The organism is Streptosporangium sp. NPDC002607, from assembly GCF_053592655.1.
Map to the genome: position 1 here is coordinate 1 of NZ_JBSFWD010000017.1, position 23,761 is coordinate 23,761.

A 23,761-nucleotide genomic window follows, 5' to 3' on the forward strand; every position below is an offset into this window, starting at 1 on the left:
CCTCCTCCCAACCCCCGCCCCCCCCCCCCCCTTCTCCCCTCCGCCCACCCCCCGCGGGGGGGGGCGTTGCCCCGCCCCCACACCCCCCCCCACCGGCGGGGCTACGGGGACGCTCTCAGTGCCGGTGGTTGTGACCGGCGTGGTCGTGGCCCGCGTGGTCGTCCTCGTCCTCGTCCTCATCCGAGGGGCCGTCGGAGGGCTCGACGCCCAGCACGGCCTCGCGGGGCTCGATCTGCTCGACGTGCTCGATCAATCCCAGGACGTGGTCCGGCTCGATCAGCCACTGCAGCGCCGTGGCGCCGGTCTCGTCGGCCGAGACCAGTTCGGCCTGCTCCTTGCGCTCGTCGTCGTCCAGGTCGGCGTCAGGGTGGTTGATCTCCTTCAACGCGGCGGCCTGCAGGGAGGCGATGTCCTGCACCTCCACAGTCAGCTCAACAGTCAGACGCAGATAGCGTTCGGTGCCCGATTCATCACTCATGGTGGAAATCCTAGTGCCTGGTGAGGGTCGGACAGGGCCTGGGACCTGCCCGTTGGATCTTTTGCCCGCTGCTCCGCGCCGTAAGATCCGCGGGACGCGGCTAGGGGAGCTTCCACTCCACGGGGGTCGCGCCCTGCTGCTGGAGAAGCTCGTTCGTCTTGCTGAACGGGCGGGAGCCGAAGAAGCCGCTGCGGGCCGACAGGGGGCTGGGGTGGGCCGACTCGATGGCCGGGATGTTGCCGAGCATCGGGCGCAGGTTGCGGGCGTCGCGCCCCCACAGGATCGCCACCATCGGCTGCTCGCGTGCGACGAGGGCCTTGATGGCCTGCTCGGTGACCTCCTCCCAGCCCTTGCCCCGGTGCGAGGCGGGCTTGCCCGGCATGACGGTGAGCACCCGGTTGAGCAGCAGCACGCCCTGCTCGGTCCATGGGGTCAGGTCGCCGTTGCTCGGCATCGGCAGCCCGAGATCCTCGGTGAGCTCCTTGTAGATGTTGCGCAGGCTGGCCGGGATCGGGCGTACGTCTGCGGCGACGGAGAAGCTCAGACCGATGGGGTGACCCGGCGTGGGATACGGATCCTGCCCCACGATCAGCACCTTGACCTGGTCAAAGGGCTGCTGGAAGGCGCGGAGCACGTTGGCCCCGGACGGAAGGTACTGCCTGCCCTCCGCCACTTCCCTCCGGAGGAACTCGCCCATCTCGGCGATCTTCTCGGCAGCCGGTTCCAGGGCCTTGGCCCACCCGGCTTCCACGACTTCATTCAAGGGACGTGCGGCCATGTGCAGGACCCTATCGATGTTTTAGGCCCGGTACGGCGTGTGCCGGAAATCAGCGCGCGCCGCACCGGGCCTGCCCCTGGCTCTACTTCACCGAGCCGGCCATCATCCCTTGGACGAAATACCTCTGGAAGGCGAAAAAGAGGATCAATGGGATGATCAGCGACAGGAAAGCACCTGGCGCAAGAATGTCCACGTTGGTCCCGAATTGCCGCATCTGGGATTGCAGGGCCTTGGTCATCGGCTGGTTCTCGGTGTTGGCGAAGACCAGGGCGACGAGCAGGTCGTTCCAGACCCAGAGGAACTGGAAGATGCCGAGCGAGGCGACCGCGGGCTTGGCCAGCGGGAACACCACGGTCGAGAAGATCTTCCACTCGCCGGCACCGTCCATGCGCGCCGCCTCGAGCAGCGAGCGGGGGATGCCCGCGAAGAAGTTGCGGAGCAGGAAGATGGCGAACGGAAGCCCGAAGGCGACGTGGAAGAGGACCACGCCCGCGATGGAGCCGAAGATGCCGACCGTGCCGTAGAGCTTCGCGATCGGGATCAGCGCGATCTGGATCGGCACCACCAGCAGGCCGACCACCACGAGGAAGAGCACGTCCCTGCCGGGGAACTCCATCCAGGCGAACGCGTACGCCGCCATGGCCGCGATGCCGATCACCAGGAGCGTCGCGGGCACCGTGATGAACACGGTGTTCCAGAACGACGCGGTGAACCCGCTCGCCAGCAGGTCGGAGTAGCTCTTGAGGGTGAACTCGGCGGGTTTGACAAGGGCGGTCCACCAGCCGGTGGAGTTGTTGGCCGTCTCCTCGCGGAGCGAGACCACGAACAGCCCGAGGGTCGGGACCAGCCAGAAGATGCCGATCAGCACCAGCACCGCCTGGACCAGGCCGCCGCCGATCCGGTCGACGACGCGGCCCGCCGCGCTGCGCGGTGGAGCGCCGAGGGTGGAGGTGGTCACTGGTTGTCCCTCCTGAACCGGCGGATGTTGAGAATCATGAAGGGCAGCACGAGGATCAGCAGGAAGATGGAGAGCGCGCTGCCCAGCCCCTGGTTGCCTCCGCCGCCGAAGGAGACGCGCCACATCTCCAGCGCGATCACGTTGGCCTGCGGCTGCACCGATCCCGGCGCGATGACGAAGACCAGGTCGAAGACCTTCAACGTGTTGATGATCATCGTGACGAACACGACGAGCAGCACCGGGGCGAGCAGCGGGACGGTGATCCTGCGGAACACCTGCCACTCGGTGGCGCCGTCGATGCGGGCCGCCTCGAGCGCGTCGCGCGGGATGGCCGACAGGCCCGCCGCGATCAGCACCATGGAGAACCCGGCCCACACCCAGACGAACGCCCCGATGATCGCCGGGGTGATCAGGGTCGGTCCCAGCCAGGAGATCCCGTTGAAGGCCGCCTGGAAGTTCGACTGCGGCAGCCGCACCTGGTAGTCGCCGGGAGCGAGGCCGGTGAAGCGGAAGGTGCCGTCGGCCTCGGTGCGGGCGGTGGCCTTGACGGCGCCGTCCCGCACCGCCTCCACGGTCACCCCGACCAGCCCCTTCTCCGTCGGATCCACCTGGTTGACCGCTCCGCCGCCGCCCTGGGCGAAGTCCACCCACACCGTCCCGGCCAGCTCGCCGGGACCCGGCTGGGCCGCCTTCGCCGGTGCGGCCGAGGCGAGGGAGTCCGGCTTCACGCCGACCAGCGGGACGAGCACCGCCTGCCCGGGGGCGGCGGGCCCCCTGCTCACCACCGCGCCCTGCTGGGCGATGACCGGTGCCTGGTCGTTCTCCCTGGGACGGGCGTCGGGATAGCCCTGGTCGGAGCCGAAGAGGCCGGTCACCGAGGTGATCACGGCGTTGGCCACGCCCCGGTCGGGGTCCTGCTCGTACACCAGGCGGAAGATGACGCCGGAGGCCATCAGGGAGACGGCCATCGGCATGAACACGATCAGTTTGAAAGCCGTGGCCCAGCGGATCCGCTCGGTGAGCACCGCGAAGATCAAGCCCATCACGGTGACCAGGAGCGGGGCCACCACCACCCAGATCAGGTTGTTCCTGATCGTGACCAGGGTGGCGGAGTCGCTGAAGATCGTGGCGTAGTTCTCCGCGCCGACGAAACCGTCGCCGTTGGCGTCATAGAGGCTGCGGAAGATCGAGTAGATGATCGGGTAGATCACCATCACGCCGAGCAGGAGCGCCCCCGGCAGCAGGAACCAGATCGCCATGCTCGGCGGCGGTCCCAGCCGGGTGGCCCTCTTCGCCTCCATCGGCGCGGTGCCCCCGGCGGGGGCGGCGGCTGGGGAGGTGCGGACCTCGGTGCCGGCGTCGGGCGCCGGTCGCCGGGTGTCGTCAGGTCCGGGGGAGGACCCGCCGGCGGTGTCGCCGTGCGGGCCCTGCGGGCCGTCTAACCGGTCGGTCACGGCCTGTCTCCCTTACTTCCAGGCTTTCTTGGCCTCGGCCTCGAGCTTGGCCTGGATGCCCTTGACGTCCGAGGGGTCGCGGACGAAGTCCTGCAGGAGCTTCCACTGGCCCTTGCCGTCCGTGCCGCCGAAGGCGCTCGGCGCCAGGTCGGACATGTCGTAGCGGACCGCGTCGCCGGCGGAGATGATCGTCTGGGCGAGCTGCTTGGTCAGCTCGGCGGGGTAGTTGTCGGGCGAGACGTTGCGGTTGGGGGAGAGGTAGCCGGGGAGCTTCGCCCAGATCTCGCCGCCCTCGACGGAGGCGAGGAACTCCAGCAGGGCCATCGCGCCCTCGGAGTCCTTCATCACCACCGCGATGTCGCCGCCCAGCACGACCGGCTCGGTGTCACCGGCCTTCGGGAACGGGAAGTACTTGGCCTCCTCGCCCAGCTTGGCGCCCGACTCCTCGGCGGTGGTGCCCACGAAGTCGGCCTCGATGACCATGGCGGACTTGTCCTGGCCGTAGACCTGGGTCACGCAGGTCGGGAAGTCGGTCTGCAGGGCGCCGGAGGAGCCGCCGAGCAGGAACTCCTTCTTGCCGACGAGCTGCCCGATCTTCTCCAGCGCGCCGGTCACGCTGGGGTCGGTCCACGGGATCTCGTGGTTGGAGAGCTTGGTGTAGTTCTCCGGGCCCGCGCTGGACAGGTAGACGTTCTCGAACAGGTCGGTCAGCGTCCAGCCGGAGGCGCCGCAGAGGGAGAACGGCGGGGTGCCGGAGTCGGCGATCGTCTGGGCGGTCTTGATCAGATCGTCCCAGGTGGCCGGAGGCTGCGCCCCCGCGTCCTGGAACGCCTGGTCGCGGTACCAGATGAGCGACTTGTGGGCCGCCTTCACCAGCACGCCGTAGGACTGGCCGCCCGCGGAGCCGAGCTCCTTCCAGTACGGGGTGTAGTTGTCGTCGATCTGCTTCAGGACCCCGGCGGTGAGCGGCTTGAGCGCCTTCTGGTCCGCGTACTGCTTGACCAGGCCCGGCTGGGGCAGGATCGCGACGTCCGGCGGGTTGCCGCCCTGGATGCGGGGACCGAGGTAGGCGCCGGTGTCCTCGCCGGTGGAGGCATAGATGACCTTGGCGCCGGTCTTCGCCTCGAACGCCTTGAGCACTTGCTCGAAGTTGGCCTGTTCGGGGCCGGTCCACTTGGCGGCGACCTCGATGGACACCCCGTCGAGGGTCTTGGCGGCGGGCGCGGACGAGCCACCGCTCCCGGCCGGTGCCGGAGTGGCCGACCCGCCGCCGCACGCGGCGAGTGCCAGGGCGAGTCCCGCCGTGGTCACCGCTGCAATGGTTCTGCGCATGCTGAACAGACCTCCTGAGATGTCAAGGTTTTGGAACAGGGGGATGTGAGGACGTACAAGCAGCCGAGATGGGGATGACGGCTCCCGCCAGGGGGTACCCCGGCGTCAACGAGCCCGAATGATCTCGTCGAGCTGGTCTCTCATGGAGGCGACAACGTCGTCGCCGGCCTCCTCGAAGGGTGGGGTGAGCGCATTGGAGACCGCGCTGGCGATCACCAGGCTCACCTGGTTGTAGTTGGCACCCGCCGGTCTGGGCCGGGCGGAGAGGATGCTCTGCTTGAGGACCGGCAGGTAGGGGAAACGCTTGATCAGGGCGGGGTCGTCGTACAGTTCGGCCCACACGGGCGGGAACGAGCCGTTGGTGAGCACCTTTCGCTGGTTCTCCAGGCCGGTGAAGTAGCGGATGAAGTCGGTGGCCGACTTCTGCCGCTTGGAGAAGGCGCTCACCGCGAGGTTGTAGCCGCCGAGCGAGCCGGTGCCGGGGCCGTCGAGGCCGGGCAGCCGGGTCACCCCGAACTTGCCGGCGACCGCCGAGGTGGTGGCCGGTCCGTAGGCGTGCGGCCAGTTGCGGGCGAAGGCCAGCCGGCCCTCCTCGAAGGCGAGCTGTGCCTCGTCCTCCTTGAAGGAGAGCGACTCCTGCGGGATCCAGCCCTCCCGGAACCCGTCCACCAGGAAGTTCAGGCCGGCCTTCGCCCTGGCCACGTCCATGGTCACCTTGGTGCCGTCCTGGCTGAGGATCTGCCCGCCCGCCGACTGCACGGCCTCGGTGAAGTTGACGGTCAGGCCCTCGTAGGCCAGGAACTGGCCGGCGTAGCCGCCGATGCCGTACCTCTCGTGCAGAGTGCGTGCCTGCGTGCGGAGTTCCTCCCAGGTCTTCGGCGGTTTGAAACCCTGCTTGGCCAGCAGGTCCTTGCGGTAGTAGAGCAGCCCGGCGTTGCTGGTGTACGGCACGGCCCAGAGCTTGTCCCGGTAGACCGCCGTGTCGACGACCGGTGGCAGGAACCGGTCGAGCGGGAACATCGAGCGCTCCAGCGGCAGGATCCAGCCGGCGTCGGCGAACTCCGCGGTCCAGATCACGTCCAGCCCGATCACGTCGTATCGGTCGCTTTTGGCCTGGAGGTTGGCGACCATCTGCGCCCGCTGCTCGTCGGCCGCCTCGGGGAGTTCGAGCAGGGTCGCCCGCTCCTCGGGGTGGGTCTGGTTCCAGCGATCGAGCAGCGGCTGCAGGTAGGCGGTCGCGGGGCGCCCGATCACCAGGGTGAACGGGCCGGTCCCGCCGAACCGTTCGCCCTCCCGCTCTCCGGCCGCCGAGCAGCCGGCGACGAGAAGCACGATGAGCACGACGGGGATGAGTCGACGCACCGTGGCCTCCCGGTTTCCGGCTGATTACATACATGTTAGGTAGATGCATGTTATGCATGGCGATAACATCGTCGTCAACGGATAAACCCGTAACGCTCACGTAACGAGCTCTCCGAGGAGGTGGGGCGTGCGGCTGATGCTGCTGGCGCTCCTCGCGAAGGAACCTGCCCACGGCTACGAGCTCAAACAGGCGCTTGAGCAGATCTTCGGGAGCGCCTACCCCTCACCGAACATCGGGCAGATCTACGTCACGCTCGGCCGCCTGGAGAAGGACGGTCTGGTGCGCGCGGTGGACGTCGCGCAGTCCAACCGGCCGAACAAGAAGGTCTACCACCTGACGGCCGCGGGCCGCGACATCCTCGACACCTGGGTGGACGAGCCCACCGAGGGGCCCAGGGTCAGGGACGAGTTCTTCATGAAGCTCGTGCTGGCCCCGATGACCGGCATCGCCGACAGGATGGCGATGATCAACCGCCAGCGCCGGCACTACCTCGGGCTCATGCGCGACCTCAACGAACTCGTGGAGCGGACCGATCCGGGCAATCGTGTCGCGCTCCTGCTGGTCGAGGGGGCCATGCTGCACCTCCAGGCCGACCTTGAGTGGCTCGAACGCTGCCAGGAGGAGTTGAGTTGACGTCCCCCGTGGTCGACACAGTCAATCTTGTCAAGATCTACCAGGACGGCGGGGTGCCGGTGCCCGCCGTGCGGGGGGTCGACCTGCGGGTGAACGCGGGGGAGTTCGTGGCGGTCATGGGGCCGTCGGGGTCGGGCAAGTCCACGCTGGTCCACATGATCGGTGGTCTGGAGGCCAGGACCAGCGGCGAGATCTGGCTCGACGGGCAGCGGGCCGACACGCTGAACGAGAGCGCCTGGGCGCTGCTCCGCCGCCGGAAGATCGGCTTCGTCTTCCAGTTCTTCAATCTCGTCGCCAACATGACCGTGGCCGACAACGTCGAGCTGCCCGCGCTGCTGGCCGGGGTCGGCGCGCGCGAGGCCCGCCTGCGCCGCGAGTACCTGCTCGGCGAGCTCGGCTTGACCGCGCGTGCCGACGCCGCGCCCGCCCAGCTGGCCGGGGGCGAGCAGCAGCGGGTCGCGCTGGCCCGCGCGCTGGCCAACAAGCCGAGCCTGCTGCTCGCGGACGAGCCCACCGGCAATCTCGACAGCCGCAACACCCGCGACGTCCTGCGCCTGCTCGGCGAGGTCCACCGCGAGGGCCAGACCGTCATCATGGTCACCCACGACGCCCGGGTGGCGAGCCTGGCCGACCGGGTGGTCTCCCTGCTGGACGGTCAGATCGTCGACGACGGCGGCGCCGGCCTGGTCCGCCGCCGTCCCAGGGGCAGCGCGGGCGACGTCGTCGAGCTGAGAGGCTGACCGATGCCCCTGCCGCCGGGGACCTTTCGACCCGTGCTCCCGAACGCCGCCGGGTGGGCCGTGCGGACCCGGATCCGGGGGGCGTCGCGGTGAGCACCGCCCGAGCCTCCTTCAGATGGATCCGGGCCGACCTCAGGGCACGCAGAGGGCAGGCGCTGCTGACGGTGCTGGCCGTGGCGGGGATCGTCACGGCGCTGATCACCTCCGCGACCCTGCTTGAGGACGGCACCAACCCGTGGCGCGGCCTGTTCGCCGAGTCCAGGGGCGCGCACGTGTGGATACACACCAGGGACGCCCCCGAGGTGGCCGCACTGTCGAGGCTCCCCGGCGTGGTCCAGGTGGCCGGTCCCTACCGGTCGGCCCCGGTCACGCTCACCCTGGACGGGAAGAAGTCGCCGGTGGCGCTGCGCGAGATGTCCGCGACGCCGCCGAAGGTCGCCGTCCCGCTGATCCGCGAGGGGCGCCCGCTCCGCCCCGGCGACACCGACGGCGTGGTCGTCGAGCGCTCCTTCGCCAGGGCGCTCGGCCTGAGGGTGGGCGGCCCCTTCCTGGTGACCGGGCTCAACGGCGCCACCCACCCGCTCATCGTGGTCGGCCTGGCGGACAGCGCCGACCAGGGCTTCTATCCCGAGTGGACGCCCGGCCTGGCCTGGACGCTCGCGCCGGTCCTGGCCAGGGTCGAGCCCGCGCTGGGCCGCAGCGAGTCGGTCACCGGGCTGCGCCTGGCCGACGGCGAGGCCACGCTGCCCGCCGTCCACGGTGCCGTCACCCTCCTGGAGGGGCAGGTCCAGCGGATGTCCACCTGGCGCGAGGTCCGCGCCTCGATGGAGCTGGACAACCGGCTGCTCGGCCTGCTGCTCGCGCTGTTCGGCATCACCGGGCTGGTCGCCGCCGCGCTCGCCATCGCCAACGCGGTGGGCGGCCGGGTGCTGACCCAGACCCGGGACATCGCCACCCTCAAGTCCCTCGGCTACACCCGGGGCCAGGTCTTCGGCGTGCTGATGGCCGAGCACGGTGCGCTCGGGTCGCTCGGCATCGTCATCGGGCTCCTCTGCGGTCAGGTCGCCGCCTCGTTCGTCCTGGACGGGGCGCCGATCCTGCCGCTCTCGCCGGGCCCGCTGCTCGCCATCGCCGGCGGCACCGCCGCGGTGGTCTGCGTGGCGGTGGCCCTGCCGGCCTGGCGTGGCGGGCGCACCCCTCCGATCCCCGCGGCCCCCGCGGCGCCGCTCCGGGGGCACCTGTCGCACCTGGCGCGGCTGGCGCTGCTGCTGCGGCTGCCGCCCGCCCTGGTCCTGGGCACCCGTGACGCCTTCACCCGGCGGGTCCCGGCGTTCCTGAGCATCTTCGGTGTCGCGATCCCGATGATGATGATCACCATCGGGCTCGGCTGCTGGGCCACCCTGGACGACTTCCTCCGTCACCCCGAGCAGGTGGGCCAGGCGGCGGCGCTCACGGTACGCCCGGACGAGCTCCCCGCGGACGAGGCCCTCAGGATCGCCAGGGCCGACCCCGGGGTGCTGGCCGCCTATCCCGGCGCCGAGGTGCTCGCCCTGGAGCCCGAGCAGACCAGGAGCGTGCTGACCCGCGCCGCGGGCACCTCGGCCGAGCCGTACCCGTTCTCGGTGGTCGAGGGCCGGATGTACGCCGCCAGGGGAGAGGCGGTCGCCGGGCAGGGGCTGTTCGACCTGCTGGGGGTGCGGATCGGCGATCGGGTCCGGCTGACCGTGGGCGGCACCCCGCTGATCGTGCACCTGGTGGGCCGGGTGGTGGAGCCGGACCAGGACGGGGAGGTGCTCTCCTTCGGCATCGACAGCCTCGCGGCCAAGGACGCGGTACCGCCGCAGTTCTACAGCCTGGTGCTCAGGCCGGGCGCGGACCCGGTCGAGGTCCGGGCGCGGCTGCTGGCCGCCTCGGGAGAGGCCCTTGAGGTGCACCGGGTGGTCAACCCGGCGGAGCGGCTCGCGATCATCCGGTTGGTGATCGTGGCGCTGATCGGCGTGCTCGCCCTGCTGGGCCTGGCCAACCTCCTGACGGCCGGTGCCCTGGGCCTGCGCGACCACGCCTTCGACCTCGCGGTGCTCAAGGCCATGGGCCTCACGCCCAGACAGGTGGCCGCCACCCTGGTCACCGGGACCGGCCTGCTGATCGTGCTGGGCGTGGTCGCGGGCACCGCGGCCGGGGCCTCGCTGGTCAGCGGGCTGATCGACCTGCAGGGCCACACCAGCGGCGTCGGCGCCGGCATCGGCCGTACGCCCTCGGCCCTGACGCTCGCCGTCGCGGTGCTCGTCGCGGTCGGCTCCGCCCTGCTGGTGACGCTGATCCCGGCGGCCCGCGCGGCCCGCGCCCAGGTCCCGGTAGCGGCCAGATAGCCCCGGGACACGCGTCCCGGGGCTATCTCGAAAGCCGTCCTCAGGGCTTGAGCGAGAACCAGTAGAAACCGTGACCCGGCAGGGTCAGCAGGTACGGCAGGGCGCCCACCGCGGGGAAGTGCACCCCGCCCCTGGCCTCGACGGGGGTCATCCCCGCGAAGCGGCGCAGGTCGAGCTCGACCGGCTGCGGATACTTCGACAGGTTGTTGACGCAGAGCATCAGGTCGTCCCCGTCCTCACGGACGAAGCTGAGCACCGCCGGGTTGCTGGACCACAGCTCGTTGTAGACGCCGGTGCCGAAGACCGGGTGTTCACGGCGGATCGCCAGCATGTTCCTGGTGAAGTGGAGCAGCGAGGCGGGGTTCCGCTGCTGCGCCTCCACGTTGACCGCCTGGTAGCCGTAGATCGGGTCCATCACGGCGGGCAGGTAGAGACGTCCGGGATCGGCCGTGGAGAAGCCCGCGTTGCGGTCCGGGCTCCACTGCATCGGGGTGCGGACCGCGTCGCGGTCCTCCAGCCAGATGTTGTCACCCATGCCGATCTCGTCGCCGTAGTACATGACCGGGGAGCCGGGCAGCGAGAGCAGCAGCGCGGTGAACAGCTCGATCTGGTCGCGGTCGTTCTCCAGCAGCGGGGCGAGGCGGCGCCGGATGCCGAGGTAGGCCCGCATGCGCGGGTCCTTGGCGTACTCGGAGTGCATGTAGTCGCGCTCCTCCTCGGTGACCGTCTCAAGCGTCAGCTCGTCGTGGTTACGGAGGAAGATGCCCCACTGGGCGCTCTCGGGGAGCTTCGGGGTCCGCGACATGATCTCGGAGATCGGCTCGCGGCTGCCCCGCCGCACGCCCATGAAGATGCGCGGCATGAGCGGGAAGTGGAAGGCCATGTGGCACTCGTCGCCGCCGACCGCGGGGTCACCAAAGTACTCGACCACGTCCTCGGGCCAGCCGTTGGCCTCGGCCAGCAGCACCCGGTCGGGGTAGAGGCGGTCGACCTCGGCGCGGACCTTCTTCAGGTAGGCGTGGGTCTCCGGCAGGCCGGAGCAGTCGGTGCCCTCGCGCTCGAAGAGGTAGGGCACCGCGTCGAGGCGGAAGCCGTCGATGCCCAGGTCCAGCCAGAAGCGCAGGACCTCCAGCATGGCCTCCTGGACCGCCGGGTTCTCGTAGTTCAGGTCCGGCTGGTGGTGGAAGAAGCGGTGCCAGTAGTACTGCTTGCGGACCGGGTCGTAGGTCCAGTTGGACTCCTCGGCGCCGATGAAGATGATCGGCGCGTCGGGGTAGCCGGTCGGGCTGTCCGACCAGACGTAGAAGTCGCCGTACGGGCCCTCGGGGTCGTGCCGGGACGCCTGGAACCAGGGGTGCTTGTCGCTGGTGTGGTTCATCACCAGGTCGGTGATGATGCGCAGGCCCCGCCGGTGCGCCGACTCGATCAGCTCCACGAAGTCTCCGAGATCGCCGAAGTCCGGAAGGATCTTCATGTAGTCGGAGATGTCGTAACCGCCGTCACGCAGGGGGGACTCGTACAGCGGGAGCAGCCACAGGCAGTCGACGCCGAGCCACTGGACGTAGTCCAGCTTCTCGATGAGGCCGCGCAGATCACCCGTGCCGTCGCCGTTGGAGTCCTTGAACCCGCGGACCAGCACCTCGTAGAAGACCGCGCGCTTGTACCACTGGGGGTCGGCCGAGACGAAGTCCTCGGCGACGGACTCCGGGGAGGGGGAGGGGAGGGGGGATGGATTCATCGTGTTCTCGCTCACGGTGATAAAGGGCAGGACGAAGTCACCGGATGCTCCGGCTGATGATGTTTGGTGACCGCGCCGGCGGGAGCCGTCATCCCCACGAGCTCCATGGCCACGGACGGGCCGAATTTGTGATTCGGGGCCATCCGTTGTGGCGCTTTCTGGGCCGAACACTACCAGCCGAGTGAACCCCTCGAAGCCCCCTTGGCGTGGTACGTCGCCCCCGCCCCACGGAATCGCGGCGCGCATCGCGCCATGCCCGCGTAATCGCCGCGTCGCTTACTGTTTTCCTGCCTGAAACACGACACGCCCCAACGTGGTGACCTCGGCTTATGCCCGCGGACCCGGTCGGGGCGCGCGCGGTGCGGCGGGGACGCGCTCCGGCGTTCTCGAAGGGGTGGCCGGGCCCGATTCCGGGGGCGCGCGAAAACTCCGCGGGGCCGTGTGGTAGGGCCCGGCGGGGGGAGGGCGTCAGGAGGTCAGTTCCAGGGCGGGCTGAGGTCGGGGAGGCGGTCCTGGTAGTCGCCGAGCCAGGCGCCGAACAGCACCAGGCCGCGCACCCAGAAACGGTCGTTCCAGCCGTTGAACCGCGTCAGGCCGTCGGGGCCCTCGGCGATCACGGTGTGCAACTGCTCGGAGAGCAGCGAGGGCACGGCGTCGGCGACGAGGGTGAGCATCCGGTGGCCGTACTCCCTGGCGGGCGCGGCGGCCGAGCGGAGCGGGACCCGCGCCAGTGGCTGCTTGACCACGTTGGTGGAGGGCAGCGCGGCCACGCGCGGGTTGGCCGCGTACAGCAGCTCGCGGTAGAAGCGCCCCTGGTCCTTGCGGTTCACCCCGACGGAGAGCGCCGCGTCGAAGAAGTCGGGGTGCATGAACGGCGCCGTGAACGAGACCTCGGGGCCGACCAGGTTGACCGGGGAGCGGGCGATGCCCCGCGCCGTCCTGGTGTGCAGGACCGACAGCGGCAGCTCCGCCCGGTGGCCGTTGAGCATGGAGGTCGACTGGGTGAAGGCGTGCCCGACGCTGTCGGTGATCCACTCTTGCGCCCGCTCCGACAGGAAGGGCGTGGAGGGGGAGCCCAGCGCCAGCGAGCCGAGCAGCGCGGCCTTGCGCTCGGCCTGGTTGGCGGCCTCCAGCGCGGCCCCGCTGACCATGAAGTTCTTCAGCAGCGGCCCCCCGGCCAGCCCGTCGACCAGGGTCCGCCCGGCCCGGTGCACCTCGCGGGCGAAAGGGGTGTACCAGGCGTGGTGCGGGGTGAGGAACTCCAGCCGCCGCGCCGCGGCCAGCGCGTCGTCGGGATAGGCGGCGGCGTCCTGAGGGATCACCCGGTGGCGCACGCCCAGCTCGTGGGTTATCGCCTTGGCGAAGACGATGTCGGTGTCGGTGCCGTCGTCGGGGCTGGTCGTCCACGACTCCACGTCGGCGCCGCGGGCCACCGCCACCGAGCAGAGCAGCCGCGAGTCGTAGCCGCCGCTGACCGGTACGAGCAGCGGGCGCCCGTCGAGTTCCTTGTAGACCTCGTGCAGGATCTCCAGGATCTCCCCGGCGGTCCTTCCCGCCTCGTACGGTTCCTCGCGCAGCCACCGGGGCAGCATCCGCTCGACGGAGATCCGGCCCGACGCCCGGTCGAAGACCAGCGCGCTCGCCCCGGCCAGCCGCTTCACCTGCGTGTACGGGGTGTCGTCGCGCAACGGGAAGGTGAGCTGGATGATCGAGGCCCAGGCGTCCCAGTTGATCTCGTACGGGGTACGCGCCAGGGAGAGCAGCGGTTCGAGCAGCGAGGAGAAGTAGAGCGCCCCGCCGCGGAACAGGTAGTAGACGTCCACGAGGCCGAGGCCGCCGGCGTGCAGGGTGATCCGCTCGCCGTCGTCGATCAGGCCGGGCGTCTCGTAGGTCTCGGCCACGGTGATCCATTGTGCGTTCCACGGTGCCGCCCCGCCGGGCTTGCGCTCCCCCCAGGCGAAGGCCCAGCCGCGCTCGTCCCGCCGGTAGGGCGGCAGCGGGGAGGAGCTGAACAGGGCCGCGTTCTGGCTCTGGACGGCGGGTCTGACCCGCGGTCCCGCCCCGCGCAGCGTCTCCAGGACCGCCTCGTCGAGGTGCCCGATGCCGCCGCAGACGTACGGCCTCACATTGAACGTCGGCCACTGCACCGTGCTGACTCCTCTATGTCGCGATTGAGCAAAGGGTATCCTTTCGCCCGGCTGAGGAAACGGAGGACGGCGTGACGGGCGACCAACTCGAAAGCACACGGCAGGCGTTACGGGAGGCGGTGGCGCACGCGGAAAGGGCTTCCGAGCTGGCCCGTCTGCTTGACGCGGCACAGGCCAAGATCGCTGACGCGGAGCGGGTGGCCGAAGAACTGCGTGGGGTGCGAGAACTTCTCAGCGAGACCGAGGAGCGGCTGGAGGCGGCGAACGCGGCCGAGGAGAAGCTCCGCAAGGACCTGGCGGAGCAGCGTTACCAGGCCGAGGTGGCCAGGTGGAAGCTCTCCTCGGTGCAGGTGGCCCGCTGGTCCAGGCTCGGTGACGCGATCAAGACGGGCAAGAGCAACCCGGTGCGGCTGGCGCGTGGCCTGCGCGGGGCGGCCAAGCCCGCCAAACGCCCGACCGCTCCCAAGCGCCAGCCGGTGCCGCGCAAGAGCGGCGACAAGACGGTGGTGCCCGGCGCGTCCTTCCAGGCCACCAGCTCCGTCAGAACCGTCGGCGGCAGGTCGGTCAAGCTCAAGCCGTTCCGCGTCCCGACCGGGCCGAACACCCGCCCGCACCTGACCGCCGCTGTGATCGCCTCACCGCACGGCGAGGCACTGCTGCGCTACGAGTGGCGCCAGAGCACCGGCTTCACGCCCAAGGACTTCGCCCGGGTGCTGGCGGCGGAGGTCCCGCACCTGCTGCTGGTCGAGTCGGTGACCGAGGGGCCGTGGGCACAGGAGCTGTGCCGGCCGGGCCAGGGGCTGCGCGCCCTGCTGTCCTGGTGCGCGGAGCGGGGCATCCGCACGGTCTTCTGGCACACCGGGGGCGAGGCCGCCGGATTCGTCGCCGCGGCCAGGCTGTTCGAGCACGTGGTGACCGCGCTGCCCAAGTCCGTGGGGGCCTGGGGCGCCGCGCTGGCGGCCCAGGAGCCCGAGCCGGGCCGCCGGGCGCCCTCGCTGGGAATCCTGCCCTTCGCCATCCAGCCGCGCGTGCACAACCCGCTGCCGCTGGCCGGGGACCGGTTCGAGCGGGTGCTCTCGCTGGAGGAACTGCTCCCCGGGCACCTGTCGTATCCGGACGTGCTCACCTCCTACCGCTGGCCCGTCGCGGTCGACTGCCCGCCGGGCACCGAGCCCTGGCGGATGGCCGAGCTGGCCGCCTGTGGAACCTCCATCGGCACCGAGCCCGACCCGCGCCGGGCCCACCTGGCGCTCCGCCAGGCGTACGCCTCGGGCACGATGACCAACAAGGTCGACGATCTGCTGGACGCGATCGGCCTGCCCAGCGGCCGGGCCACCCTGAACATCTCGGTGATCATGATCGACCGGGGCGACCTGGACCACACGCTGGCCCAGGTCGCGCCACAGAAGGGCGTCGTCCAGCTGGTGCTGCTCTCGGACGTCCCGGACGCCGCCGCGCGGGCCCGCGCCGCGCTGCCCGACCAGGTGCACGTCACGGTACGCCGCCCCGACCCCGGCCTCACCACGGGCGGCATGCTCAACCGCGCCCTCGACCTGTGCCAGGGGGACCTGGTGGCGGTCATGGACGCCCGTGACCGGTACGGAGAGCACTACCTGACCGATCTCAGCCGGGCGTTCCTGTTCGCGAGCGCCGACATCGTCGGCAAGGCGGCCTACTACGCCCACCTGCGCGACGTCGCGGCGACGGTGCTGCGCCAGCCCTCGGCGGAGTACTCCTACCTCCCCGACGTCGCGGGGGCCACCCTGCTGGCCCGCCGTACGGTGCTGCGCGGCATCGGCTTCGCCGACGTCTCGGAGAACTGGGCCGACGTGCTGATGCGCCAGTGCCGCGCGGACGGGATCAAGGTCTTCTCCGCGGACCGCTTCGGCTACGTCTGCCTCCGTGACCGCGACCGCTGGCTGCTCGGCTCGGCCCAGCTCGTCGACTACGGCCCGGCCGACCCGCACGCGCTGATCTGAGCGCGTACGTCCGGAGTCTAGGCTGACCAGATGAGGCCAGGCGCGCTCGGTGAGGTCCTCGGCCTGCCGCCGATCCCCAAGGGGACGTGGGCCGAGGAGGCGATCTACGTCTCCCCGGCCGCGCTGCGCCGGGGAGAGGATCCGGAGCGGACGGCCGACCGGCTTCGCGCGCTGCCGGGCATCGCGGCCGTCCGGGTGCCGGCCGGCGGTTTTCTGGAGATCGTGGTGTCCGTGCCCGGCGAGCTCGTCACGGAGATCGGCGGGCCCGTTCCCCCCGTCACGGGCACGTCCCCGTGGGACGACCTCCCCAGGACGTGGGCCAACCCCGGGTTCGTCGTCAGGTACGCGCACGCACGGGCGGTCGCCGTGCAGCGCTGGGCGGTGGAGCTGGGCGTCGGCGGGGCCTTCAGGCCCGAACTGCTCGACGACCGCAGGGACAGGGCGGTGCTCAGGTCGCTGGCCGAGGTGCATGGCAGGCGGGTGAGCCGGGATCCCGGGTGGGCCGCCTACGCCGAGCACCTGGCCCTGGCCTACCACGACGCCTTCGAGGGGGCCGCCGCGCTCCCCGCCGGTGACGAGGAGCCGTCGGAGCTGCACACCGCCCGCGTACGCCTGGCGCGGGCGGTACGGGACGTGCTGGCCGAGGCGCTGGCGGCGCTTGGCGAGACGGCCCCCGACAGGTTGTGATAGACCCTCTCAAAGAAGATCAAAAGGATCAGGAGAGCGGCGAATGGGCGGTCCCCGCGACTGGGAGGCGTACGAGCCACGCCGCCCCGGGATGATCCGACGGGTGCTGCCGATGCTGCTCGCCTTCGCGGTGATCCTCGGCGGGCTCGCCTATCTGGGAGGCGACCTGCGCGAACTCCTCGGAACCGCGCCGGGCTCGCCCCGCTCGGCCGCGGCGACGCACCGCCTGTACGAGGAGACGGGGCCGATCGACGCCCGCTGCGGCACGCTCCCGGGAAACCTCGACGCCGACGCCCGCGCGTCGCTGAAGGCCCTCGCCGGATGCCTGGACCGGATGTGGGCGGACACCCTGGCGAGGGTGGGCATCGACTACGCGCCGCCGGAGGAGGTGCGGCTGATCGCCGTCCCCGAGGCGGCCGCGTGCGGGATCGACGACTACGACTGGGCCGGGATCTACTGTCCCGACTCCCGCGTCGTCAACGTGCTGGTCGAGGACGAACCGGCCTTCCCGATGATGTTCACGCTCGCCCACGAGTACGCCCATCACGTTCAGGAGGTCAGCGGGATCGCCGACCAGAGAGGTTCCGAGGCCTTCGACGAGGCGTGGTCGCGGCGGCTCGAACTCCAGGCGGACTGCCTGGCGGCGGTGACGCTGCGCATCGCCACGCCGCGCCGGCTGGAGAACCTGCGCGGCTTCGCCGGGCACGATTCCGGCGCCGAGGACGGCGCGGAGGCGGGCTACCGGCAGTCGCACGGCTCGGGCGCCAGCAGCGCCGAGTGGATGCGGCGCGGCCAGGAGGGCGGCACGGTGGCGTCCTGCAACACCTGGGGCGCTCCCGCCGAACGGGTCTCCTGAGGATCCTGTCGCGACGCGACATTAAAATATGTCGCCAAAGTGGTCGATAACGTAAAAAGTTCGCGCGTTCGAGGGCGATCGCGTCTCGATAGGTGGGCAATCGTCTCAGGGGGATCACCGGGTCCGATAGCCTCGATCGGGTGAGTCGATTCGCCCATCCCGCCGGTGACCGGCATGCCGAAGTGCTGCCCGAGGAGCGCCCTCCGCACGCACCCGCCGACCTGAACACGCTTGACCCGACCATCTGGCCGCGAACGTCGGAGCGAGCCGACGGCTCGATCACGATCGGCGGCGTGGACGTCAGGGACCTGGTCGCCGAGCACGGCACCCCGCTCTACGTGGTGGACGAGGAGGATTTCCGATCCCGCTGCCGCGACTACGCCGGCGCGTTCTCCGGGGGCGAGGTCCACTACGCGGGCAAGGCGTTCCTGTGCCGTGAGGTCGCCCGCTGGATCATGCAGGAGGGCCTCGGCCTCGACGTGTGCAGCGCCGGTGAGCTCGCCGTCGCGCTCAGCGTCGGCTTCCCGCCCGAGCGGATCACCATGCACGGCAACAACAAGTCGTACGCCGAGCTGGAGAGGGCCGTCGAGGCCGGTGTCGGGCACATCGTGGCCGACTCCTTCGAGGAGATCGCCCGTCTGGGCTTCCTCGCCGACAAGCACGGCAGGCGCCCCCGGGTGATGATCCGGGTCACCGTGGGCGTCGAGGCCCACACCCACGAGTTCATCGCGACCGCCCACGACGACCAGAAGTTCGGCTTCTCGCTGAGCTCCGGCGCGGCGGCGGAGGCGGCCAGGCGGATCCTCGCCCTGCCCCAGCTGGAACTCGTCGGCCTGCACTCCCACATCGGTTCCCAGATCACCGACACCGCGGGCTTCGAGGTGGCCGCGGGCCGCCTGGCCAAGCTCCTGGTGCAGATCAAGGACGAGCACGACGTCGTGCTGCCCGAGCTCGACCTCGGCGGCGGCTACGGCATCCCCTATGTCGACGGTGACATCGCGCTCGACGTCAAGGAGATCGCCGACAGTCTGCGGGAGATCGTCAGCAAGGTGGCCAGGACCGCCGGGCTGCCGGTGCCCAAGCTCACCGTCGAACCCGGCAGGGGCATCGCCGGGCTCGCCGGGGTGACGCTCTACGAGGTCGGCACGATCAAGGACGTCGAGGGGCTGCGCACCTACGTCAGCGTCGACGGCGGCATGAGCGACAACCTCCGCACCGCCCTCTACGGGGCCGAGTACACCGCGCGCCTGGCCTCCCGGGAGAGCGCCGCGGAGCCGATGCTCTCCCGGATGGTCGGCAAGCACTGCGAGAGCGGCGACATCGTCGTGCGCGACCTGTGGCTCCCCGGAGACCTGGCCCCCGGCGATCTGATCGCCGTCGCGGGCACCGGCGCCTACTGCCGCTCGCTCGCCAACAACTACAACTACCTCCCCAAGCCCGCCGTGGTCGCGGTCAAGGACGGGGTGTCCCGCGTGATCGTCCGCAGGGAGACCGAGGACGACCTGCTGAGAGGACAGCTGTGAAACGACCAGGAGCGGACGAGAAACCCGTGCGTGGCATGGGCGAGAGGGGGGCGTGATCGTATGGCGCTGAAAGTCGCACTTCTGGGCTGCGGGGTCGTCGGCTCCCAGGTGGTCAGGCTCCTGCGCGAGCAGGCCGACGACCTCACCGCACGCATCGGGGCACCGCTGGAGCTCGCCGGGGTCGCCGTGCGGCGCCTGGGCCGCAGACGGGACGCCGACGTGGACCCCGCCCTGCTCACCACCGACGCCGAGGCCCTGGTCACCCGGGACGACATCGACATCGTCATCGAGGTGATCGGCGGAATCGAGCCGGCCAGGGCGCTCATCCTGGCCGCACTGAACGGCGGCAAGTCCGTCGTCACGGCCAACAAGGCGCTGCTCGCCGAGGACGGCGCGACGGTCCACGCCGCGGCCAGGGCCGGCAACGCCGACCTCTACTTCGAGGCCGCCGTCGCGGGCGCGATCCCGCTGGTCCGCCCGTTGCGCGAGTCGCTCGCCGGGGATCACGTCCACCGCGTGCTCGGCATCGTCAACGGCACCACCAACTACATCCTCGACAAGATGGACTCCACCGGGGCCTCGTTCTCCGACGCGCTGGGGGAGGCCCAGGCACTGGGCTACGCCGAGGCGGACCCCACCGCCGACGTGGAGGGCTTCGACGCCGCGGCCAAGGCCGCGATCCTCGCCGGGATCGCCTTCCACAGCCGGGTGACGGCCGCCGACGTGCACCGCGAGGGCATCACCGAGATCACGGCGACGGACGTGGCCAGCGCCAAGGCCATGGGCTACGTCATCAAGCTGCTGGCGATCTGTGCCCGCTCGGAGGACGGCAGGTCGTTCGGCGTACGGGTGCATCCGGCGATGATCCCCAGGACGCATCCGCTGGCGGGGGTCCGCGAGGCGTACAACGCCGTGTTCGTCGAGGCGCAGTCCGCCGGCCAGCTCATGTTCTACGGCGCGGGCGCCGGCGGCGCACCGACCGCGAGCGCGGTGCTGGGCGACATCGTGGCCGTGGCCCGCAACGTGCTGGCGAGCACCCGGGGCTCGGAGGAGTCCACCTACGCGGACCTGACCGTGCACCCGATGGGCGAGACCGTCACGCGCTACCACGTCTCGCTGGACGTCGCCGACAAGCCCGGCGTGCTCGCCAGGGTCGCCGACATGTTCGCCAAGCAGGACGTCTCCATCCAGACCGTCCGTCAGGAGGGCCACGGCGCGGACGCCCAGCTCGTGCTGGTCACCCACCGGGCCAGCGACGCCGCGCTCTCGGCCACCATCGAGGGCCTGCGCGAGCTGGACATCGTCCGCGACGTGGTGAGCGTCATGCGCGTCGAGGGTGAGGACACCCCGTAGCGCTCCATTCCTTTTCGAGCGGTCAGATGAGACGTACCGTCAGGGCCCGGCGGGGCAGTGCCATGGTCTCCGTCCGGGCGGACGCCGCACGAAACGGTTGAGGAACACGAGATCCGCAGACCGGCCGGTGTACGACATGCCCCGGCCGGCTGGATCCGCAGAGCCCAGATCATCGCGCTGAGCTGGAAGCGGCTGTGGGTGCCCTAGGAAACGGCTCCCGGCTCGGCGGTTCGACAAAGACGTGCCAGTTCGCGAACACGGCGTATCCGACGGAGGAGAGGCCGGGCCGCAGCCGGTCACCGTTCCCGCCTCGCCCGCGATCCGTGCCGTCTCGAAGTTCGTCGGCGGGTGGCGCGCCCCCAGTACCGACTGGACGCCTCGTGCCCTCATACGACATGTGCCGAGTGGGTCTCGGCCCTTTCTCCGACCAAGATCGTGAACCCCGGCGCGACACGGATCCGTACATGCCCCCTGGTTTTTTCGCCGTGTCCAGGGAGATCGGGGCGATTGGCAGAGCGTTTGGTGCCAGATCGTTGAGTTGCAAGTCAGCCACAAGTAGCTGTTCGTAATGTCGTGATCGTTAATGATCATAATGGTCTGATCATGGATTGAGAGGTCAAGCACCGACTGGAGGCGCGGCGGGGCACGGCGGCCCGGATAGGCCACACCCACCCGAAGTTCGGGACGGGGGGTTTGAGTGAGTGCTCGCCCGGACCGGACGTCCGGCCCCACTGAAAGGGACGAACACGCCGGCCGGTCCCCAAGCCGTGACCGATCGGCTTTGAAAAGGCCATGGAATTTCTGTGAATCGGCTACGAATTCACTCGGAGGTGTTCGGTGACCGGAAACAGCGGTGAGATTCAAGCGTGCTGGCTGAATTGGAACGACTACAGCGAGAGGATTCTCGGGCTCCGGCGGCAGGTGTTCGCGACCGAACAAGGCTGGGGAGAGGAGATGGTGAACCACGAGAGGGACCCGGAGGGCCTTCACCTGGGCGCCATGCTCAACGGAGAGATCATCGCCGTGATATCGGCTTATCTTTATGAGCCGGGGGCGCCCGAACTGTCCACCCTGGAACTGCAGAAAGTGGACGGGCTGACGGTTCAGATCGGCAAGCGAGTGGAACTCGCCGAGCATCGAGGGCGTCATATCAGTGAACGCATAGGTACCTCGATGCTGCGCCAGATCTGCGAGTCGCTGCGACCGGACCGCTTTTTCCTCCTCGTCAGGGGGCAGCACCGTAACCTTATCGACCGGTACACCAGGCGGAATTTCGTCAGGCACGCCGACATCGGTTCCGCTGACGATGTGCGCACAGTGATGACGGTGGAAGGAGAAGAGGCCGTAGAGGAGTTCTATTTCAAAAACCGGGCCCTGGACAAGGAGCCGGCGCCCGGGGGCAGCCTGATCTCCGTCCCTTCACTCGTCCGGTTTCTGGTGGAGAGCGGGCGCGGCGACGTGCTGGCGGCCGAACGCCTCGGGGCCGAGAACCACTATCTGGAGCCGCTGTCCATTGAGGCCGAGATGCCGCGCCTGACCGCGCAGGGCCGGCTGATGGCCACCGAGCAGCGGTCGCGTCTGGCGTCGACGCCGTTCCCGCCCGCGCCCGCCTCGTTGCTCGACATCGGCACCGGGCCCGGGGAATACCTGGCGGCGGTCGCGCGGGAGGAGTCGCTCGCCGGGTACCGCGTGCGGGGGGTGGAGCCCTCACCTCAACTGCTCGCCAGGGCCCGGTCGAGCTTTCCGGAGATCACGTTCCGCGAGGGGACCGCTTACGCCACGGGTGAAGCCGACTCGTCACACGACGTGATAACGGCGAATTTCGTGTTCGTTCACCTTCGCAGTCCGGACCTGGCCCTGCTTGAGATGCGGCGGGTGCTGCGCCCGGGCGGACTCCTGTACGTGGTCGATGTCAACGATGACAGCTTCCGTGGTCCCGACGTGATCCGTCGGATGATCGAGACGCACAACCGCAACTACGCCGGTGATCGCACGTTCCTGACCGACCTGCCGGGGCGTGCCGAGCAGTTCGGCTTCGAGCCTGTCCGCCGTTTCTCGACGACGGTGCGCAACACAGGAGGCTCGCGACCGGCCTTCGGCCCGGACGAGATCCGTATCGGGCGGGCGGACGCCTGGGGACTCCTGTCCTTTGTGCGTACGCAGAGAGGTGTTGAGGAGGTCTTCAAGGAGGCGCAGGACTTCTACTTCGGCGCGGAATGCGAGATGAGCCTGGACATCGAGACCCAGGTCTATCGCAGCCGTCCTTCCCCGGAGAACGGGCGCTGACCTCGACGCCCCCCGGCAGGGTCCTCGTCTGCCCGATTCCGAACCGATGATCTGGCTGGCGGACTCGGCAGGCGTTCGGAGGAGGGCCGGGCCATGCCGGGTCGGCATCGGCTTCCCGGGGGTTTGCCGGTAGATCATTTAGTCAGCCCTATGGGCTTATATAGTGATCTCCTATGTACTTCGTTACCGAATGACTTCGCTGTCCTCGCGTGATCGTCCGCGCCTGCACGACTCCCAGCCTCCTGGGGCGCCCGCGCCTCCCGGAAGGAGAGTTCACCGTGAAGATCGTTCGCCGGATGGTGGCGCCGGTGGTGGCGCTGGCTATCGCGACGGTGCCGGGACAGGCCGGTCAGGCGAAGACCGCGAAACCCGCGAAGAAGGTGGAGACCGTCGTCTCGCTCACCTTCGACGACGGTGACTCCACGCACCTGGCCGTGGCCCGCATGCTGGAGAAACGCGGCATGCGTGGAACGTTCTACATCAACACCGACACCATCGGCGGCGAGCTCAAGCTGACCCGTCGCCACCTCGCCGCGATAGCCGGGAAGGGCCACGAGATCGGCGGTCACACGCTGACCCACGTCCGCCTCACCGAGCTCACCCAGAGCGAGCAGGAGGGGCAGATCTGCGACGACCGCAGGAGGCTGGTGGCGTGGGGGTACCGGCCGGCCACCCTCGCCTACCCGTTCGGCGCGGTCGACTCCGACGCCAAGGCGGTGGCGAGGCGGTGCGGCTACGACGCGGCCCGCTCGGTCGGCGGGCTCAGGGAGTGGAAGTGCCCCGGCTGCCCGGCGAGCGAGGCCACGCGCCCAGCAGACCGCTACGAGATCCGCACGCCAAGCTCCATCCGCGAGGACACCCTGCTGCGACACATGAAACAGCAGGTACTCAACGCGGAGAAGAGCGGTGGCGGCCTGGTTCCGCTGGTGTTCCACCAGGTCTGCGACCGCTGCGGACTCTACTCGGTGGCTCCCGAGCGCCTGAACCCCTTCCTCGACTGGCTGGCGGCGCGCAAGTCCCGCGGCACCGTCGTGAAGACGCTGCAGAGTGCCGTCGGTGCCCGCTACCGCCCCGTGCCCGGCTGAGG

Annotated in this window: 18 protein-coding genes; 10 read left to right on the plus strand and 8 right to left on the minus strand. The window is 70.0% G+C overall.

What is annotated here, in order from left to right; genetic code table 11:
• Nucleotides 1–115: 115 nt before the first annotated feature.
• From ACWD3H_RS20240 to ACWD3H_RS20265, 6 genes are all read right to left on the minus strand, one after another.
• Complete coding sequence (locus ACWD3H_RS20240; protein ID WP_350924586.1) at nt 116–478, minus strand: hypothetical protein; 363 nt, start codon at nt 476–478, stop codon at nt 116–118.
• Nucleotides 479–578: 100 nt separating this feature from the next.
• Nucleotides 579–1,256 (minus strand): uracil-DNA glycosylase, encoded by a 678-nt coding sequence (locus ACWD3H_RS20245; RefSeq protein WP_451956063.1) that lies wholly within the window; start codon nt 1,254–1,256, stop codon nt 579–581.
• Nucleotides 1,257–1,338: 82 nt separating this feature from the next.
• Nucleotides 1,339–2,214, minus strand: a complete 876-nt coding sequence (locus ACWD3H_RS20250) for a carbohydrate ABC transporter permease (protein ID WP_451956064.1) — start codon at nt 2,212–2,214, stop codon at nt 1,339–1,341.
• A complete protein-coding gene (locus ACWD3H_RS20255) occupies nt 2,211–3,668 on the minus strand; it encodes an ABC transporter permease subunit (protein WP_451956065.1) in 1,458 nt (485 codons plus the stop codon). The genes ACWD3H_RS20250 and ACWD3H_RS20255 overlap by 4 nt, the downstream gene beginning before the upstream one ends.
• A 12-nt stretch (nt 3,669–3,680) precedes the next feature.
• Nucleotides 3,681–5,000 (minus strand): ABC transporter substrate-binding protein, encoded by a 1,320-nt coding sequence (locus ACWD3H_RS20260; protein WP_451956066.1) that lies wholly within the window; start codon nt 4,998–5,000, stop codon nt 3,681–3,683.
• A gap of 105 nt (nt 5,001–5,105) precedes the next feature.
• On the minus strand, nt 5,106–6,362 hold the full coding sequence (locus tag ACWD3H_RS20265) for an ABC transporter substrate-binding protein (protein WP_355549810.1): 1,257 nt from the start codon (nt 6,360–6,362) through the stop codon (nt 5,106–5,108).
• A 136-nt stretch (nt 6,363–6,498) separates the two neighbouring features.
• Between ACWD3H_RS20265 and ACWD3H_RS20270 the strand changes: the two genes are divergently transcribed.
• From ACWD3H_RS20270 to ACWD3H_RS20280, 3 genes are all read left to right on the plus strand, one after another.
• Nucleotides 6,499–6,996 (plus strand): PadR family transcriptional regulator, encoded by a 498-nt coding sequence (locus tag ACWD3H_RS20270; protein WP_355549962.1) that lies wholly within the window; start codon nt 6,499–6,501, stop codon nt 6,994–6,996.
• Complete coding sequence (locus ACWD3H_RS20275; protein WP_355549812.1) at nt 6,993–7,736, plus strand: ABC transporter ATP-binding protein; 744 nt, start codon at nt 6,993–6,995, stop codon at nt 7,734–7,736. The genes ACWD3H_RS20270 and ACWD3H_RS20275 overlap by 4 nt, the downstream gene beginning before the upstream one ends.
• 89 nt (nt 7,737–7,825) lie before the next feature.
• Nucleotides 7,826–10,105 carry an ABC transporter permease gene (locus tag ACWD3H_RS20280; protein ID WP_451956067.1) on the plus strand — a complete coding sequence of 760 codons (2,280 nt, stop codon included), beginning with the start codon at nt 7,826–7,828 and terminating at the stop codon, nt 10,103–10,105.
• A 40-nt stretch (nt 10,106–10,145) separates the two neighbouring features.
• Here ACWD3H_RS20280 and treS read toward each other — a convergent pair whose 3' ends face one another.
• Nucleotides 10,146–11,843, minus strand: a complete 1,698-nt coding sequence (gene treS / locus ACWD3H_RS20285) for a maltose alpha-D-glucosyltransferase (protein ID WP_355549816.1) — start codon at nt 11,841–11,843, stop codon at nt 10,146–10,148.
• Nucleotides 11,844–12,319: 476 nt separating this feature from the next.
• On the minus strand, nt 12,320–13,990 hold the full coding sequence (locus ACWD3H_RS20290; protein WP_451956068.1) for an asparagine synthetase B family protein: 1,671 nt from the start codon (nt 13,988–13,990) through the stop codon (nt 12,320–12,322).
• A 71-nt stretch (nt 13,991–14,061) separates the two neighbouring features.
• On the opposite strand from ACWD3H_RS20290, the gene ACWD3H_RS20295 reads away from it, so the two are divergent.
• From ACWD3H_RS20295 to ACWD3H_RS20325, 7 genes are all read left to right on the plus strand, one after another.
• Nucleotides 14,062–15,969, plus strand: a complete 1,908-nt coding sequence (locus ACWD3H_RS20295) for a hypothetical protein (RefSeq protein ID WP_451956069.1) — start codon at nt 14,062–14,064, stop codon at nt 15,967–15,969.
• Nucleotides 15,970–15,999: 30 nt separating this feature from the next.
• Nucleotides 16,000–16,656: a DALR anticodon-binding domain-containing protein gene (locus ACWD3H_RS20300; protein ID WP_355549822.1), complete on the plus strand. Its 657-nt coding sequence runs from the start codon at nt 16,000–16,002 to the stop codon at nt 16,654–16,656.
• 43 nt (nt 16,657–16,699) lie between these two features.
• Entirely contained in the window at nt 16,700–17,512 is an 813-nt protein-coding gene (locus ACWD3H_RS20305) for a neutral zinc metallopeptidase (protein ID WP_451956070.1), read from the plus strand.
• A gap of 140 nt (nt 17,513–17,652) precedes the next feature.
• On the plus strand, nt 17,653–19,035 hold the full coding sequence (gene lysA / locus ACWD3H_RS20310) for a diaminopimelate decarboxylase (protein WP_355549826.1): 1,383 nt from the start codon (nt 17,653–17,655) through the stop codon (nt 19,033–19,035).
• Nucleotides 19,036–19,095: 60 nt separating this feature from the next.
• Complete coding sequence (locus ACWD3H_RS20315; protein ID WP_451956071.1) at nt 19,096–20,388, plus strand: homoserine dehydrogenase; 1,293 nt, start codon at nt 19,096–19,098, stop codon at nt 20,386–20,388.
• Between the two features lie 837 nt (nt 20,389–21,225).
• Nucleotides 21,226–22,674, plus strand: coding sequence for a methyltransferase domain-containing protein (locus ACWD3H_RS20320; RefSeq protein WP_355549829.1), 1,449 nt, complete (start codon nt 21,226–21,228; stop codon nt 22,672–22,674).
• Between the two features lie 278 nt (nt 22,675–22,952).
• Entirely contained in the window at nt 22,953–23,759 is an 807-nt protein-coding gene (locus ACWD3H_RS20325) for a polysaccharide deacetylase family protein (protein ID WP_451956072.1), read from the plus strand.
• Nucleotides 23,760–23,761: the final 2 nt, after the last annotated feature.